Source organism: Gordonia sp. GN26 (assembly GCF_054823965.1).
The window spans coordinates 1-14,166 of sequence record NZ_JSYC01000112.1; the positions used below are offsets into that span (position 1 = coordinate 1).

Here is a 14,166-nt window from a genome sequence, read left to right on the forward strand (position 1 = left end):
GCGCTCGTCGCCTGCTCAACCAGCGGAGTGTGCGCTCGTCACCTGCTCAACCAGCGGGGGTCAGTCCATGACATCCCGGACGCGAGTGTTCTCGTGTCCGGCGAGAAGGGCCTTGTTGGAGTTCTTCATGTGACGCTGCCAGTGGGCTGCGGCCTCGGTGCCGTCGCCGGCGCGGACGAGGTCGACGAGCTTCTGGTAGGAGCGGATGAGCTTGGTGTACTGCGAGCGCGGCATCGGGCCGTCGTGGATGGTGCTGGCGATGTGACGCTCGGCGATCTCGTGGAGCATGCCGGAGATCATCGCCATCGCCGAATTGCCGGACAGCTCGATCATGCGGCGGTGGAACCAGACCGACGCCTGAGCCATGGTGCCGTCTTCGTAGGCGTCCTTGAGTTGATTGTCGATGATCGACTGGAGTTCGTCGAACGCCTCGGTGTTGCCGGTTTCGGCGAGCATTTCCGCGGCAGCGGGTTCGATGACCTCGCGGGCCCGCATCACCTCGGCGATCGTCGTCCCGGACAGCTCCAGCAGGAGACCCGCGGGACGCGCGACGATCTCGGGGCCGGGGACACGGATCCGGGCACCGGTACGGGAGCCGCGACGCACTTCGACGAGGCGCTCGGACTCGAGGACACGGACCGCTTCACGCAGCGTCGGGCGGCTCACCTGGAAGTGCGCCATGAGATCCGCTTCGTGGGGAAGGAAGTCACCCTCCTTGAGCTGACCGTCGACGATCATCCGGCGCAGGGTGCGTGCCACCAGCTCAGCGGTTTTGGGGGACCGGATCGCACCGGTCGTGGTCGCGGGGACCATCATGGGAGCCAGGTTGACGGGCTTGGTCATGGGCGCCTTCCTCTTGCGTAACCACCGACGCACCCGAAGTGAGCGCGATGGCCGAACCGGATCTGAGCCCCTGGCCGATCTGATACACCCAGTTGTCAAACCCAGTAATACAAGTCGAGTCTACCCAATCGCGGCGAGTCGGTCGCCGGCAAAACCGATCGCGGCGTCGTTGAATCGTGCACGTGCCCTGCGCCCGACGAGGAAGCTGGGGCACGACAGGAATCCGACGTCGGGGAGATCGGTGCGTTTGCCGAGCATCTCGCTCGCCTGCGCGGTGTCCCCGCAGATCGCGATCGACCACAGCATGTCGTCGGAAACGTGGTCGCCGATCGTCGTCGGCGCCTCACGGAAGGCCCGGCGGATGGCTGCGACCTCGTCCTGCCAGCCATGCAGTTCGACCAGCGGGTCGTAGGTCTTGACCGTGAGGTAGAAGGCGATCTGGCGGCGTGCGGCGGCGATCGCGGCCTCGGGATCGTCGTCGTCGACGGCGGTGATGACCCATCCCCAACGGGTGATGTCGTCGACCGATCGTCCGGAATCCGCTGCCCCGAAGGCGAGTTCGGGTGCAACCGCCTCCGACCACCAGCGGTCGGTGAAGATGCCGTGGCCGAGGATGCCGTCGGCGTCCCGGCCGACCGTCCGCACCATGTACTTGTTGAACGCGCCGATGAGGATGGGTATGTCGAGTGCCCCGAACACCGGGGCGCGCACATCGGCATCGATCGAGTAGAAGCGACCATCGAACGTGATGGGTTCACCGTTCTCGGCGGTGAGGAAGGCGCGGATCACCCGGATCAGCTCTGACATCCGCGGCGCGGCGTGACTGGAGTCGACGTCGAACCAGTCCCGATTCATGCGGAAGCTTCCCGCTCCCAGCCCGAGGAATACGCGTTCAGGGGCGAGCCGATGAAGATGTCGCAACGCCGAGGCATGCACGAACGGCGACCGTGCGAACGCGTACGCGATGCCCGGACCGACAGCGGCCGACGATGAGCCGAGCGCCATTTCCGTCGATGTGACATAGGCGTCGATGTCGGCGAACTCGCCGGTGCAGAACGCGATCGCGCCCGCAGCTTCGGCGGCCCGTGCCTGTTCGGCACCCGGCCAGGGCAGGCCCCACTGCATCGCATCCTCCGCACGTCGCTGGGTGGGGTCGGTCGACGACCGACCCCCTCGGCAAGTGTAAGCAGGATAACTTAGTCATACATCTGGGTTGGCAGATGCATTTGCCCGACCTGCGACGAAACCTTCTACGATCACCTAGTGAACTATGTAACCTACCTGTGTGGACCCGCAGATCTTTGTAGGCAATCCACTCGGGCACCGAACCAGCGGGCACCCGGAGGCAGACCACACCGAGAAGCAGGCCCAGACAGGAATCGCTCGATGACATCGAAGAACCCGGCGGCCGGGATTCCGCACTCGCTGCACCGATTGTGGGATGCCCCGGACGACGCCCGGATGGTTCACAGCGACGGCGAATGGTTCCGCTGGGGGCAGATGCGGGCGCTTGTCGAAGGCATCGAACGAGCGCTCTACGACGCCGGCCTCGGCCCGGACGCACGGATCGCCACCGTTCTCGGCAACCGACTCGAGTCGATCGCCGCGTTGATCGCGGTGATCCGTGCCGAACGCACGCTGGTCACGCTGAGCCCGCTCCAGCCACCGACCCGCCTCGCCGCCGACCTCCGGCAGAGCGATCCGGTCGCCGTCCTGGCACCTCCCGGGTATTGGGAAGATCCCGAGTTCGCGGCCGCAGCAGTCGATTCCGGGGCGTGGGGCTTCAGCATCGAGATCGATGTGCCGGTGACCACGCGACTCACCGGAATCCCTTCGGGGGCGGAGTCCCACCACCGCGGTGTGGCGATCGAGATGCGCACGTCGGGAACCACCGGCGATCCCAAGCGGATCCCGCTGACCTACAAGCAGATCAACGCGTCTCTCTACTCAGCGGTCGCACACGCCGGCGTGACGATCGCAGAGGCGCCGCCGTTCAGCGGGCAGCCCGCCCTGATCACGCTGCCCATCGTGCACATCGGCGGCATGTTCGCCCTGCTTCAAGGGCTCGTGCAGGCCCGGCCCCTCGCAATTCTCGAACGCTTCACCATCGACGGTTGGCGCGCCGCCATCCGCGACCATCGCCCCATCGTGGCCGGTCTCCCCGGTGCGGCAATAGGTACCGTTCTCGACGCCGACGTCCCGGCGGAGGACCTGTCGAGCCTGCGTGCGCTGAACGCGGGCACGAGCCCCGTCGATCCCGCACTGGTGGACAGGTTCATCGAGAAGTACGGCATTCCGATCCTGATCGTCTACGGCGCCACCGAGTTCTCCGGTGCGGTCGCCGGTTGGACGATCAAGGACTTCCGGAAGTCGTGGGAGGCCAAGAAGGGGAGCGTCGGACGACCGTTCCCTGGTGTCGAGCTCAGCATCGTCGACGAGGCCGGTTCGCCCGTGCCCGCCGGGAACACCGGACGTCTCCGCGTGCGTTCGCATCAGTCCGGCCGGGATTCCGAATGGCTGACCACCAGCGACCTCGCCCACATCGACGACGACGGGTTCCTCTACATCGATGGCCGGGCCGACGACGTGATCATCCGCGGCGGCTTCAAAGTGTCACCGGATGTGGTTGCACGCGCACTGAAGACCCACGACAGCGTCGCCGACGCCGCGGTCGCCGGCGTTCCCGACCCTCGTCTCGGTGCGGTCCCGGTCGCCGGCGTCGAGGTCCGGCGCGGCGAACGCCGGCCCAGCGGTTCCGAACTCCGCGACCACTGTCGCACCCAGCTCACGCCGTACGAGGTTCCGGTCGCGGTGCACGTCCTCGACGAGCTGCCGCGATCGGCGTCCCTCAAGGTCGACCGTCGCAGGCTCCTCGAGCTGTTCGAGTCCGCTGTTCCCGAATCCATCGCGGGCGACGGCGAATTCGCACCCGACCCGACTGCCCGAGACCTACAGTCTTCGGTGGGAAAGGACTAGACGATGACTGACTCAACCGAGACCGGTACCGCCCACCTCCCAGGCACCGGCCGGGTGGCCGGGAAGGTCGCCCTGGTGACCGGAGCCGCCCGCGGACAGGGCAAGAGCCATGCGATCCGGCTCGCCGAGGAGGGCGCCGACATCATCCTCTTCGACCTGTGCCGCGACATCGAGACCAACGGCTACCCGCTGGCCACCCCACGCGATCTGGAGGAGGCGGTCCTCGAGGTCGAGAAGACCGGCCGCCGTGCCATCGCCGCCGAGGTCGACGTCCGGGACCGGGGAGCGCTCGACACCGCGATCGCCGCGGCGGTCTCCGAGTTCGGGCGCCTCGACGTGGTCGTCGCCAACGCCGGCATCTGTCCGCTCGGCGACGGCCCCGTGGAGGCCTTCGCCGACGCCTTCGACGTCGACCTCGTCGGGGCGACCAACACGATCCACGCGAGCCTGCCGCATCTGACCGCAGGAGCATCGATCATCGCGACCGGCTCGGTCGCCGCGCTGCTCGCCGCCGGATCCCAGGGCGGGCCGTCGGGTGCCGGGGGTGCGGGGTACGTGCTCGCCAAGGAGATGCTGACCACCTACATCCACCGGCTTGCCAGAGTGCTGGCACCGAAATCCATCCGCGCCAACATCATCCACCCCACCAACGTCAACACCCCGATGCTGCAGAGCGGGCCGATGTACCGGCAGTTCCGTCCCGATCTCACCGATCCGGGACCCGACGACGTCACCGCGGCGTTCGCGTCGTTGCAATCCATGCCCGACGTCCCGTGGATAGAACCCGCCGACGTCAGCGACGCCGTCGTCTACCTGGCCTCGTCGGAATCCCGCTACATCACGGGCCTCGACCTGACCATCGATGCCGGCGCAACCCTGGGCCGAGGAGGCCGCTGATGACAACAACCGAGAAGTCCGGGACAGAGAAGTCCGGCACCACGGGCAAGATCACCGACGAGGACATCGAACGGGCGAAGGCGCAGATCGGGATCCCGGTCAAACAGCGGGACATCCCGTGGAACACACTGCCGCAGGCCGATTCGATCAGCCACTTCGCATTCGGCTGCGGCGACGACAACCCGCTGTTCCACGATCCCGAGTACGGACGCACCACCCGCTGGCACGGACAGATCGCGCCGCCGACCTACCCGATCACCACCGGTCTCGACCAGACCCCGGCGTTCGCCGACGAGGAACGCAAGAAGCTGTTCCGGGGACTGTTTCGCGGCACCGGCAAGTACTACTCCGGCGTGAAATGGACGTGGTATCAACCCATCTACGCGGGCAATCCGATCTACTCGGAGGTGTACACCCTCGACGTCCAGGTCAAACAGAGCTCGTTCTCCGGCGGCCGGTCGGTGAAGGAGACCTACCGGCACCTCTACGTCGATGCCGCGGGGCGTCCGGTCGCCACCCGCGACGAGTCGTACATCAATGCCGAACGCAGTGGCTCGAAGAAGGCCGGGAAGCTCCGCGACGTCGAGCGCAAACGGTGGACGCCGGAGGAACTCGAGGAGGTCGAGGCCGCCTACGAGGCAGAGGTCCGTCAGGGCGCCGATCCGAACTGGTGGGAGGGCGTCGAGGTCGGTGCCGAACTCCCCGCGGTCATGAAGGGACCGCTCGGTGTCGTCGACATCATCAGCATGCACATGGGCTGGGGGTGGGGCGGATACGGCATCGGCCCCCTCAAATACGCACACCAGGCACGCAAGCGCATGCCGGCGTTCTACGAACCCGACGAGTACGGGATGCCCGAAGTCGTCCAACGGCTGCACTGGGATTCGGCACGCGCCCAGGAACTGGGCATCCCGGCGGCGTACGACTACGGGCAGATGCGCGCGGCCTGGGTCAGTCACCTCCTGACCAACTGGATCGGCGACGACGGTTGGATCGTCGACATGGATCTCACGTTGCGGGGCTTCAACTATCACGGGGACACACATCTGTGCACCGGTCGCGTCATCGAGAAGGGCGCGACCCCACGGGAACCGATCACCATCGAGGTCGCCGCGACCAGCCAGCGCGGAGAGGCCACCACGCAGGGAACCGCGAGAGTGCTCTTGCCTTCTCAGACGATCGGGGCGGTGATCCTGCCCGAACCGGACGAGGATCTCCGGGCGCGTGGCGCACAAGTGGTCAGCCGGCTCGGCGGCAAGGTCGGGGAGACGTTGCGCCGCAACGGTCTGGCCTGACGGTCGTTCGACAACACCGGGCCACGGGAGGTCGGCACGTTGGCGAAACAGGTGCCGCGGAAAGTGCCGCGGCAGGAGCGATCTCAACGCATGGTCGCCGGGATCCTCGACGCCTGCGCGACTCTGCTCATCGAGCGCGGGTACGACGGTGTGTCCACGCACCGGATCGCCCAGGAAGCCGAGATCAGTCCCGGCAGTCTGTATCAGTATTTCGCGAACAAGGACGCCATCGTCGCGATGACGGTGGAGCGGATGATCCAGAAGATCGCGACCGAGTTGCTATCCGCACTCGAGGTCGGCACCGACGCCCCGCCTCAGGAGCAGATCGCAACCGTCGTCGACGCGGCACTGACTGCCGCCGAACAGAATCGCGAACTCGTCCGGGTGCTGGTCGAGCAGATGCCGAGGCTGGGCGGCTCCACCGAGATCCGCCGGGTCGAGGAACGTGCACGGGAGATGATCGCGCAGTACCTCCTCACCAGCCCGGCCGCCGAGAATCCGGACCGGCCACCCACTTTGGTCTGGATGGCATTTCAGGCCGTTCAACAGCTCAGCGTCCGGTACGTTCTGGACCAACCTGACATACCCCGCGAGGAGTTCGTGACCGAACTGTCTCGCCTGCTGGTCACACTGGTCGCTCCCACTCCTTAGAGGCGCCTGCTGACCCGAACGATCGGCGAATTTCGCCGAATCGTATATGCAAGAGTTATCTAACTAGGTAAGCTCGCTCGTGCACACGTGGTGTGATGCAGGCTACATCGGGGGTAGGGAGTTCGAATGGCCGTAGCGTCCGATCCCCAGCGCGGCGCCGAGCCCGCTGTCGGAAAGGTCGGGCCCGCCGGGGAGGGCGACGCCGTCGGCGAGATCGGGGAGTGGGGCAGCGGCTACGTCAAGCGCCACCCCAAGGCCTCGCTCGAGACGGTCGGCGAACAGTTCGTTCTCGGTCTGCGCTCGATCCAATGGTTGTTCACCGACATCGTCACCCGGAAGTTCCCGTACCGGGAATTCGTCGAGCAGGCCGCGTTCATGGCACGGACCGCCGTGCTCCCGACGCTGCTCGTCGCGATCCCCATCGGCGTGACGCTCTCCATCCAGTTCGCGCTGCTCGCAGGGCAGGTCGGCGCGACCTCGCTCGCCGGCGCAGCGAGCGGACTCACCGTGATCCGCCAGGGGGCACCTCTCGTCGCCGCGATCCTGATGGCCGCAGCGGTCGGCTCGGCCATCTGCGCCGATCTCGGCTCGCGCCAGATCCGCGAGGAGATCGACGCCATGGAGGTGATGGGCGTCCAGGTGGTGCGGCGTCTCGTGTCGCCTCGGCTGGCCGCCGGGGTCGTGGTGTCTCTCGCACTCACGGGTCTCACCTGCTTCGTCGGCTTCTTCGCCGGCTACCTCTACAACACCTTCGTGCAGGACGGCACCCCCGGCAGTTTCGTCTCGACCTTCGCATCGTTCGCAACCGTCGGGGACTTCATCCTCACGATGATCAAGGCGGTGGTCTTCGGCGCGATCGTCACCATCGTCGGATGTCAGAAAGGCCTGTCCGCCAAGGGCGGTCCGGCCGGGGTGGCCAACGCGGTCAACGCCTCGGTGGTCGCCTCGATCCTGCTGCTGATGATCGTCAACGTCGTCTTCACCCAGGTCTACGAGCTGGCCTTCCCGCGGCAGGGGTTCTGATGACCGTCGCGCGGTACTACCCGCCCGGAGTCGGGCCGCTGCTGACGGGCCTGCGCAGGATCGGTGGCCCGATCACCCAGGTCGGCCACATGATCACCTTCTTCCTGCGGGCGGTCCTCAACGTCCCGACGATGCTGCTGCACTACAAGCGCGAGTTCGCGCGTGTGCTCTCGGATGTCACCTGGGGCAACGGGTCGATCGTGGTCGGCGGCGGCACCGCCGGCGTCATCATCGTGCTCGGCGCGACCGCCGGTGCGATCGTCGGTATCGAGGGCTACAGCGCCCTGGAACTGCTGGGCATGGGCCCGGCCACCGGATTCATCTCGTCCTTCGCCTCGACCCGCGAACTCGCCCCGATCATGGCGGCTCTCGCCTTCGCCGCCCAGGCCGGTTGCCGTTTCACCGCTCAGCTCGGGGCCATGCGGATCTCGGAGGAGATCGACGCGATGGAGGCCATCGCATTGCGGCCGATCCCGTACCTGGTGACGACGCGCCTGATGGCCTCCGTCGTCGCCGTCATCCCGCTCTACATCGTGTGTCTCGGAGTGAACTACCTCGTCTGCCAACTGGTCGTGAGCATGTCGGGCGCCGGGTCGTCGGGCACCTATCTGCACTACTTCACCCTCGTCCTCAGTGGAACCGACATCGCCTACTCGATCCTCAAAGCGGTTGTCTTCGTGTCGATCACGACGACCATCCAGTGCTACTACGGTTTCTACGCCTCGGGCGGCCCCCAGGGCGTCGGCGTCGCCGCGGGCCGGGCGATGCGTACTGCGATCACGGTCATGATCATCGTCAACATGCTGCTGACCATGGCGCTCTGGGGCGTCAACGCCGGCGCGCGGTTCGGAGGCTGACGTGCAGTTCCCCTTCGAATCCGAACGTCGGCTCGGCAACGAGCACCTGTTCCTGCGCGGACTGGCGACGATCATCGTGGCGGCGATCGTCGTCGGCGTGCTGATCGCCAAGTCCAACGGCGATCTCGACGAACACGTCGAGGTGAAGGCCATGCTCGGGGAGGTGGGCGACGGCCTGCCCACCCGCTCCGACGTCAAGTACCGCGGCGTTCTCGTGGGTGCGGTCGACAAGGTCACCCCCGCCATCGACGGCGGCACCAACGTCGTCGACATCGATCTGAAACCGCAGTACGCCGACGGGATCCCGTCGACTGTCACGGCCCGCGTGGTGCCCGGCAACGTCTTCGCGGTGTCGTCGATCCAGCTGATCGACAACGGCCCCGCCCCACACATCACCGACGGCGCGGAGATCTTCCAGGACGACAGCGAGGCAACGATCCAGTTCCAGACCGCGCTCACCAAGTTGCGGGACATCGTCGGTGCCATGAGCCGCTCGCGGTCGGATTCGACGATCGGTGTCATCACCGCGCTTGCCGAGGCAACCGACCGGCGAGGCGATGACCTGGTCGCGGCCGGCCGACAGCTCGAACAGATCGTCACGGAGACCAACGCGCTCATGGAACCCGGCGACGGCCCGTCGACGATCCGCTCGTTCAACGACGCCGTTCGCGGACTCGACCGTTCCGCGCCCGACCTGCTCGACGCGGTCCACAGTTCGGTGGTACCGATGCGCACGGTCGCCGAAAAGGAGATGGCGCTCACCAACTTCCTGGCCGCAGGCGCCACAACGCTCGGCACCGCGACCACGGCCATGGACAACAACACCGCGCGGATGATCACCATCTCGACCAACCTGACCCCGGTCATCGGTGTACTCGCCGACAACGCACCGTCGTTCGTCCCGATCACGACCCGGCTCGCGGTGGTCGCCGACAAGTTCAACGAGCACGTCTACGACGCCGACACCGGTTTGGCCACCTCGAAGATGATCCTGTCGCTGTCGCCGAACCGGACCTACGTCCGCGCCGACTGCCCGCGCTACGGGAATCTCGAAGGGGCGAGCTGCAAGACGGCCCCGGTCTCCGCGCGTCCCTACGGATTTCCCAAGCAGCTCGATCCCAAGAAGTACGAGCTGCCCGCCGGCTACAAGCTCCCGCCGGGGTACAAGCTCCCGGCCGGGCTGATGGGCGGGAACGTCGGACCCGTCGGCAGCAAAGCCGAGGTCGAGCAACTGCGCAAGATCCTGGGAAAGGACGCGACGCCCGCGGCGATGATGCTGCTCGCACCGTTGCTACGCGGCAACAGGGTCGAGATCAGCCCGGACACCGGTGACAAGAAGCCCGCCGCACCTCGAGCAGGGGAGGGAGGTCCTCGATGAGCACATTCCGGAAGTCCCTCATCACGCTGTCGTTGTTCCTCGTCATCTCACTCGTGTTGTCGTGGTTCGTCTATGTCACGTTGCAGCGCAACGTCAACGGGGCCACCCGCGAGTACAGCGCGGTCTTCACCGACGTCAGCGGTCTGCGTCCCGGCGACGACGTCCGGGTCGCCGGCGTACGGGTCGGTCGGGTCGACAAGATCGAACTCGAGAACACCGTTGCCCGGGTGACCTTCGAGGTCCAGGACGACCAGACGCTCTACACCAGCACGCGGGCGTCGGTTACCTACCAGAACATCATCGGCCAGCGCTATCTCGGCCTCCTCGCCGGTGACACCGACTCCTCGGCGGAACCACTCCGCGACGGGGGCGAGATCCCGCTCGACCAGACCGAGCCGTCCTTCGACATCGCCGGTCTGCTCAACGGCTTCGAACCGCTCTTCAGCGTTCTCGACCCCGACCAGGTACAGAACATCACCCAGACGATCATCACGGCCCTGCAGGGTGACAAGGGATCGTTGACCTCCCTGATCGCCCAGACGTCGACGCTGGCCGAATCCTTCGCCGGACCCGACAACGTTCTCGGGGACCTCATCGTCAGCCTCGACCAGGTGACCGCGTCGCTGGCCGGTCAGTCGGGGAGCGTCGAGAGCCTCATCTCGAACATGCGCGATGTGTTCACGACACTCAATTCCCGGCAGGGTGAGCTCGTCAGCTCGATCGATCAGATCACGCAGACGATCGGGCGAACAGCAGTGGTGTTCAACAACATCGAGCCCAGCCTCTCGGATCTGGTGGCGAGGGAGCCCGGGTTCACCGGTCACATCGTCAGCAACGCCGAGAAGTTCGCGTACCTGTTCTACAACGTGCCCCTGGCGATGCAGGGCCTCGCCCGCTTCTCACAGGAGAGCACGGCGGCGAACGCCTACATCTGCAACGTCAACGTCACGATCATCCCCGGCCTGTCGCACATGATCCCCGGCATCCTCGCCGGGGTCACCCCGGGCGGGAAGATCCAACAATCCCCGGTCTGCAGGTGAACATGCTGAACAAGATGAGGTCGATGAAGCGACCGTCGCTGTCGAAACCGACGTTGTCCAACCCGTTCAAGGGGCGGCTCGAGGATCAGAGCAATTTCAAGCTGGGGATCAGCGCAATCCTGATCCTGTGTCTCGTGGTGCTGGCCATCGTCGGCATCGGCCGGCTGGGCATCGGGGACAAGACCTACGACGCCGAATTCGTCCAGGCTGCACAGATTTCCGGTGGCGACCAGGTCACCGCGGCCGGCGTCCCGATCGGCACGGTCACCGGAGTGAAGCTCGCCGGCGACCGAGTGATCGTGTCGATGAAGATCGACGGCGACGTCGAACTCGGTGCCGACACCAAGGCGGCCATCAAGCTGACAACGCTGCTCGGTTCCCGGTACGTCGAGATCCAGCCCGCGGGTGAGGGCCGAGTCCCCGACGACGTCATCCCGCTGGCCAACACGTCGGTGCCCTACGACCTGCAGACCGCCCTGGCGAACGCCACGACCACCTTCGAACAGGTCGACGCCAAACGCATCGCGGATTCGATGACGGTGCTGTCCGACCAACTCGACGGTGCGCCGTACGTGATGCCGCAGGCGCTGAAGAACATCGAGAACCTCTCGACCATCATCGCCGACCGGCGGACCCAGATCGGCCAGCTCCTCGCCAGCACCAACGAGCTGACGACCGCGATCCGCAACCAGCAGGTCGCGTTGGGCCAGATGGTCGTTCGTGGTGAGCAACTCGTCACCGAGCTGGTGACCCGCATCAACTCGCTGCAGCAGCTGATCAAGTCCACCACCCGACTGATCGGCAACCTCCATCAGATCGTCGGCGTACAGGGTCCGCAGGTCACCCAGTTGCTTCAGAACATGGAGACCCTGCTCGGCGCCGTGGCCCGCCGGGAAGACGTGCTGCGGAACACGCTGCAGATCATGCCCGTACCGATCCGCAACTTCGCGAACGCGACCGGCTACGGCAACAACCTCGAGTTCGGCGCTCCCGCAGGTGCTCTCGTGGACGCCTGGATGTGTGCGGTCAGTGGGCAGGCGAAGATGATGTCGCTCGCCGAGTACTTCAAGGAGTGCAAGTGATGTCCAGAGTCATCGCACACCCGCTGCTGATCCTGGCCGCGGCGGCGCTCCTGCTGACCGGGTGCTCGATCGGATCCAATCCGTTCGAGGACAAGATCACCGTCACCGCCGAATTCGACAACGCCAACGGCCTCTACGTCGGCAACTCGGTGGACGTGCTCGGGATGTCCATCGGGAAGGTCACCGAGATCGAGGCGAAGGGTGGTTACGCGCTCGTCACCATGGAGATCGACGGGGACATCAAGATCCCCGCAACTGCCGAGGCCGTGACCGTCTCGACGTCGATCCTCACCGACCGTCACGTCGAACTCACCCCTGTGTACCGCGACGGGCCGACGATGCAGAACGGCGACACGATCGGCCTCGATCGCACCCGCACACCGATCGAGTTCGACCGGATCCTCAACATGGTCGAGCGTCTGTCGAGCGAACTCGGCGGCAACGGCGACAGCAAGGGCGAAGGCCCGGTGGCCGATCTGATGGCGGTGAGCGTCGCGATGACCGAGGGCAACGGTCAGTCCATGCGGGATGCCCTCGGCGATCTCGAACGCGCGCTGCGCCTCAGTGAGGACGGCGGCGCACATTCGCGGCGGGACATCACCGCGATCGCGGCGAACCTCGCCACCCTCAGTGAGGCCGCCGCGAACAACGACGCCGTCATCCGTGACCTCGGATCCGGATTCGCGCAGATGTCGTCGTTCCTGGCATCCGAGGACCTGGGCACCGGGACCACCGGAAAGCAACTCAACGACCTGCTGAAGGAAACCCAGGCCCTGCTCATCACCAATCGAGAGACACTGAAGAACACGCTGTCGAGCACCAACACCGTGACCGCGGCCATGGTCGACTACCGACGCAATCTGTCCGAGTTCTTCGACGTCGCACCGATGCTCATGGACAACGTCTACAACGCCATCGACCAGGAAGCCGGAGCACTGCGCGTGCACGGTCTCGTCGACAAACTCCTCCTCGACGGCCAAGCGGTCAAGGAGGTGTGCAACCTCCTCGGCCTACGCCAACTCGGTTGCTCCACCGGCACACTGCAGGACTTCGGGCCCGACTTCGGGGCCACGTCGATCCTCGCCGCCCTCGTGGAGAACTCGAAATGAGCGCCAGGACAGGTCGGGTCGGTAGACCGGCGACAGCTGTCGCCGTCGGCTTGGCCGCGGTACTGGGAGTCAGCGGGTGCGGGGTCGGACTCGAACAACTCCCGCTGCCGGCGCCCGGGGCCTCGGACTCCACGTACACGCTGACCGCTCGATTCACGAACGCACTCAATCTTCCTCAGGGGGCCAAGGTGCGTGTGCTCGGTGCGGATGTGGGCTCGGTTGCGACGATGAAGGCGGAGAACTTCACTGCGATCGTCGATCTCCGGATCCAGTCGTCCACCTCGCTGCCGGTCGGTACGACGGCCGAATTGCGTTCGGCCACACCGCTCGGCGACGTCTTCGTCGCACTCGAGCCGCCTCCCGAGGGACAGGACGACAAGGGCGAACTGCAGAACGGCGACCAGTTGTCGGTCGACGACACGTCGTCGGCGGCCACCGTCGAAGAGGTCCTCGCCACCAGCGCGTTGCTGGTGAACGGCGGTGCGGTTCGCAATCTCGTGAAGGTCGTCAACGGCCTCGGTGAAGCGGTCGGTCCGGACGGCGAGTCGGTCGCGAATCTGGTCGACGAGTCAACCGATCTGATCTCGACCCTGTCCAACCGTACGGGCGAGATCAACCGGGCCATGCGTAACACCAGTGACCTTGCGACCACTCTCGGTGCGCGACAGAAGGATCTGTCCGCGGCGATCGGTGCCGCTGCGCCGGCCGTCGGGGCGTTGTCGGCCAACACCGGTCAGGTTCTCGACATGGTGGCCAACGTCGACCGGCTCACCGAACTCATCGGGCAGTTCCCCTCCATCAAGGGCACCGACAGCCGTAGCACCATCGCCGACATGAACAAGCTGTCCTACTGGTTCAACGCGGCGTCACTGAACCCGAACGCCAACATGAACGCGGTGAATTCGATCCTGGCGCCGCTGATCAAGGCCTCGAGTTCGACCTCCGCACACGCGAACATCGACATCGAGGCAATCGCCCTTGGGGTTGTCGACGACCCCAACCACAAGGCCGACCC

Annotated in this window: 13 protein-coding genes; 11 read left to right on the forward strand and 2 right to left on the reverse strand. The window is 65.9% G+C overall.

Features of this window, described 5'->3' with window-relative positions:
* Positions 1-60: 60 nt before the first annotated feature.
* Both OK17_RS18610 and OK17_RS18615 read right to left on the reverse strand, forming a co-directional pair.
* Positions 61-843, reverse strand: a complete 783-nt coding sequence (locus OK17_RS18610; protein ID WP_006864827.1) for a FadR/GntR family transcriptional regulator — start codon at positions 841-843, stop codon at positions 61-63.
* 120 nt (positions 844-963) lie between these two features.
* Positions 964-1,968 (reverse strand): LLM class flavin-dependent oxidoreductase, encoded by a 1,005-nt coding sequence (locus OK17_RS18615; protein WP_232715260.1) that lies wholly within the window; start codon positions 1,966-1,968, stop codon positions 964-966.
* Positions 1,969-2,229: 261 nt separating this feature from the next.
* Between OK17_RS18615 and OK17_RS18620 the strand changes: the two genes are divergently transcribed.
* The 11 genes from OK17_RS18620 to OK17_RS18670 form a co-directional block, all read left to right on the forward strand.
* Positions 2,230-3,819 (forward strand): class I adenylate-forming enzyme family protein, encoded by a 1,590-nt coding sequence (locus tag OK17_RS18620; RefSeq protein ID WP_461418353.1) that lies wholly within the window; start codon positions 2,230-2,232, stop codon positions 3,817-3,819.
* A gap of 3 nt (positions 3,820-3,822) precedes the next feature.
* Positions 3,823-4,716 carry a mycofactocin-coupled SDR family oxidoreductase gene (locus OK17_RS18625; protein ID WP_461418354.1) on the forward strand — a complete coding sequence of 298 codons (894 nt, stop codon included), beginning with the start codon at positions 3,823-3,825 and terminating at the stop codon, positions 4,714-4,716.
* A complete protein-coding gene (locus OK17_RS18630; protein ID WP_006864831.1) occupies positions 4,716-6,011 on the forward strand; it encodes an FAS1-like dehydratase domain-containing protein in 1,296 nt (431 codons plus the stop codon). The genes OK17_RS18625 and OK17_RS18630 overlap by 1 nt, the downstream gene beginning before the upstream one ends.
* A gap of 90 nt (positions 6,012-6,101) precedes the next feature.
* Complete coding sequence (locus tag OK17_RS18635) at positions 6,102-6,662, forward strand: TetR/AcrR family transcriptional regulator (RefSeq protein ID WP_006864832.1); 561 nt, start codon at positions 6,102-6,104, stop codon at positions 6,660-6,662.
* 126 nt (positions 6,663-6,788) lie between these two features.
* A complete protein-coding gene (locus tag OK17_RS18640) occupies positions 6,789-7,685 on the forward strand; it encodes an MlaE family ABC transporter permease (RefSeq protein ID WP_006864833.1) in 897 nt (298 codons plus the stop codon).
* The gene (locus tag OK17_RS18645; protein WP_232715264.1) at positions 7,685-8,542 is read left to right on the forward strand and encodes an ABC transporter permease; all 858 of its coding nucleotides are present in this window, start codon (positions 7,685-7,687) and stop codon (positions 8,540-8,542) included. Before OK17_RS18640 ends, OK17_RS18645 begins: the two co-directional genes overlap by 1 nt.
* Position 8,543: 1 nt before the next feature.
* A complete protein-coding gene (locus tag OK17_RS18650; protein WP_232715265.1) occupies positions 8,544-9,920 on the forward strand; it encodes an MlaD family protein in 1,377 nt (458 codons plus the stop codon).
* The gene (locus tag OK17_RS18655) at positions 9,917-10,960 is read left to right on the forward strand and encodes an MlaD family protein (protein WP_461418355.1); all 1,044 of its coding nucleotides are present in this window, start codon (positions 9,917-9,919) and stop codon (positions 10,958-10,960) included. The genes OK17_RS18650 and OK17_RS18655 overlap by 4 nt, the downstream gene beginning before the upstream one ends.
* Before the next feature lie 23 nt (positions 10,961-10,983).
* Positions 10,984-12,042, forward strand: a complete 1,059-nt coding sequence (locus tag OK17_RS18660) for an MCE family protein (protein ID WP_232715267.1) — start codon at positions 10,984-10,986, stop codon at positions 12,040-12,042.
* Positions 12,042-13,151 carry an MlaD family protein gene (locus OK17_RS18665; protein WP_461418356.1) on the forward strand — a complete coding sequence of 370 codons (1,110 nt, stop codon included), beginning with the start codon at positions 12,042-12,044 and terminating at the stop codon, positions 13,149-13,151. Before OK17_RS18660 ends, OK17_RS18665 begins: the two co-directional genes overlap by 1 nt.
* Positions 13,148-14,166, forward strand: a 1,019-nt coding sequence (locus OK17_RS18670) for an MlaD family protein (RefSeq protein ID WP_461418357.1), incomplete at its 3' end; no start/stop codon positions are given. The genes OK17_RS18665 and OK17_RS18670, both read left to right, overlap by 4 nt.

Coding starts and splice junctions, on each gene's coding strand:
- OK17_RS18660 (WP_232715267.1), top strand. CDS start 10,984: ATGAAGCGACCGTCGCTGTCGAAACCGACGTTGTCCAACCCGTTCAAG.
- OK17_RS18640 (WP_006864833.1), top strand. CDS start 6,789: ATGGCCGTAGCGTCCGATCCCCAGCGCGGCGCCGAGCCCGCTGTCGGA.
- OK17_RS18625 (WP_461418354.1), top strand. CDS start 3,823: ATGACTGACTCAACCGAGACCGGTACCGCCCACCTCCCAGGCACCGGC.
- OK17_RS18645 (WP_232715264.1), top strand. CDS start 7,685: ATGACCGTCGCGCGGTACTACCCGCCCGGAGTCGGGCCGCTGCTGACG.
- OK17_RS18615 (WP_232715260.1), bottom strand. CDS start 1,968: ATGCAGTGGGGCCTGCCCTGGCCGGGTGCCGAACAGGCACGGGCCGCC.
- OK17_RS18630 (WP_006864831.1), top strand. CDS start 4,716: ATGACAACAACCGAGAAGTCCGGGACAGAGAAGTCCGGCACCACGGGC.
- OK17_RS18635 (WP_006864832.1), top strand. CDS start 6,102: ATGGTCGCCGGGATCCTCGACGCCTGCGCGACTCTGCTCATCGAGCGC.
- OK17_RS18665 (WP_461418356.1), top strand. CDS start 12,042: ATGTCCAGAGTCATCGCACACCCGCTGCTGATCCTGGCCGCGGCGGCG.
- OK17_RS18610 (WP_006864827.1), bottom strand. CDS start 843: ATGACCAAGCCCGTCAACCTGGCTCCCATGATGGTCCCCGCGACCACG.
- OK17_RS18655 (WP_461418355.1), top strand. CDS start 9,917: ATGAGCACATTCCGGAAGTCCCTCATCACGCTGTCGTTGTTCCTCGTC.
- OK17_RS18620 (WP_461418353.1), top strand. CDS start 2,230: ATGACATCGAAGAACCCGGCGGCCGGGATTCCGCACTCGCTGCACCGA.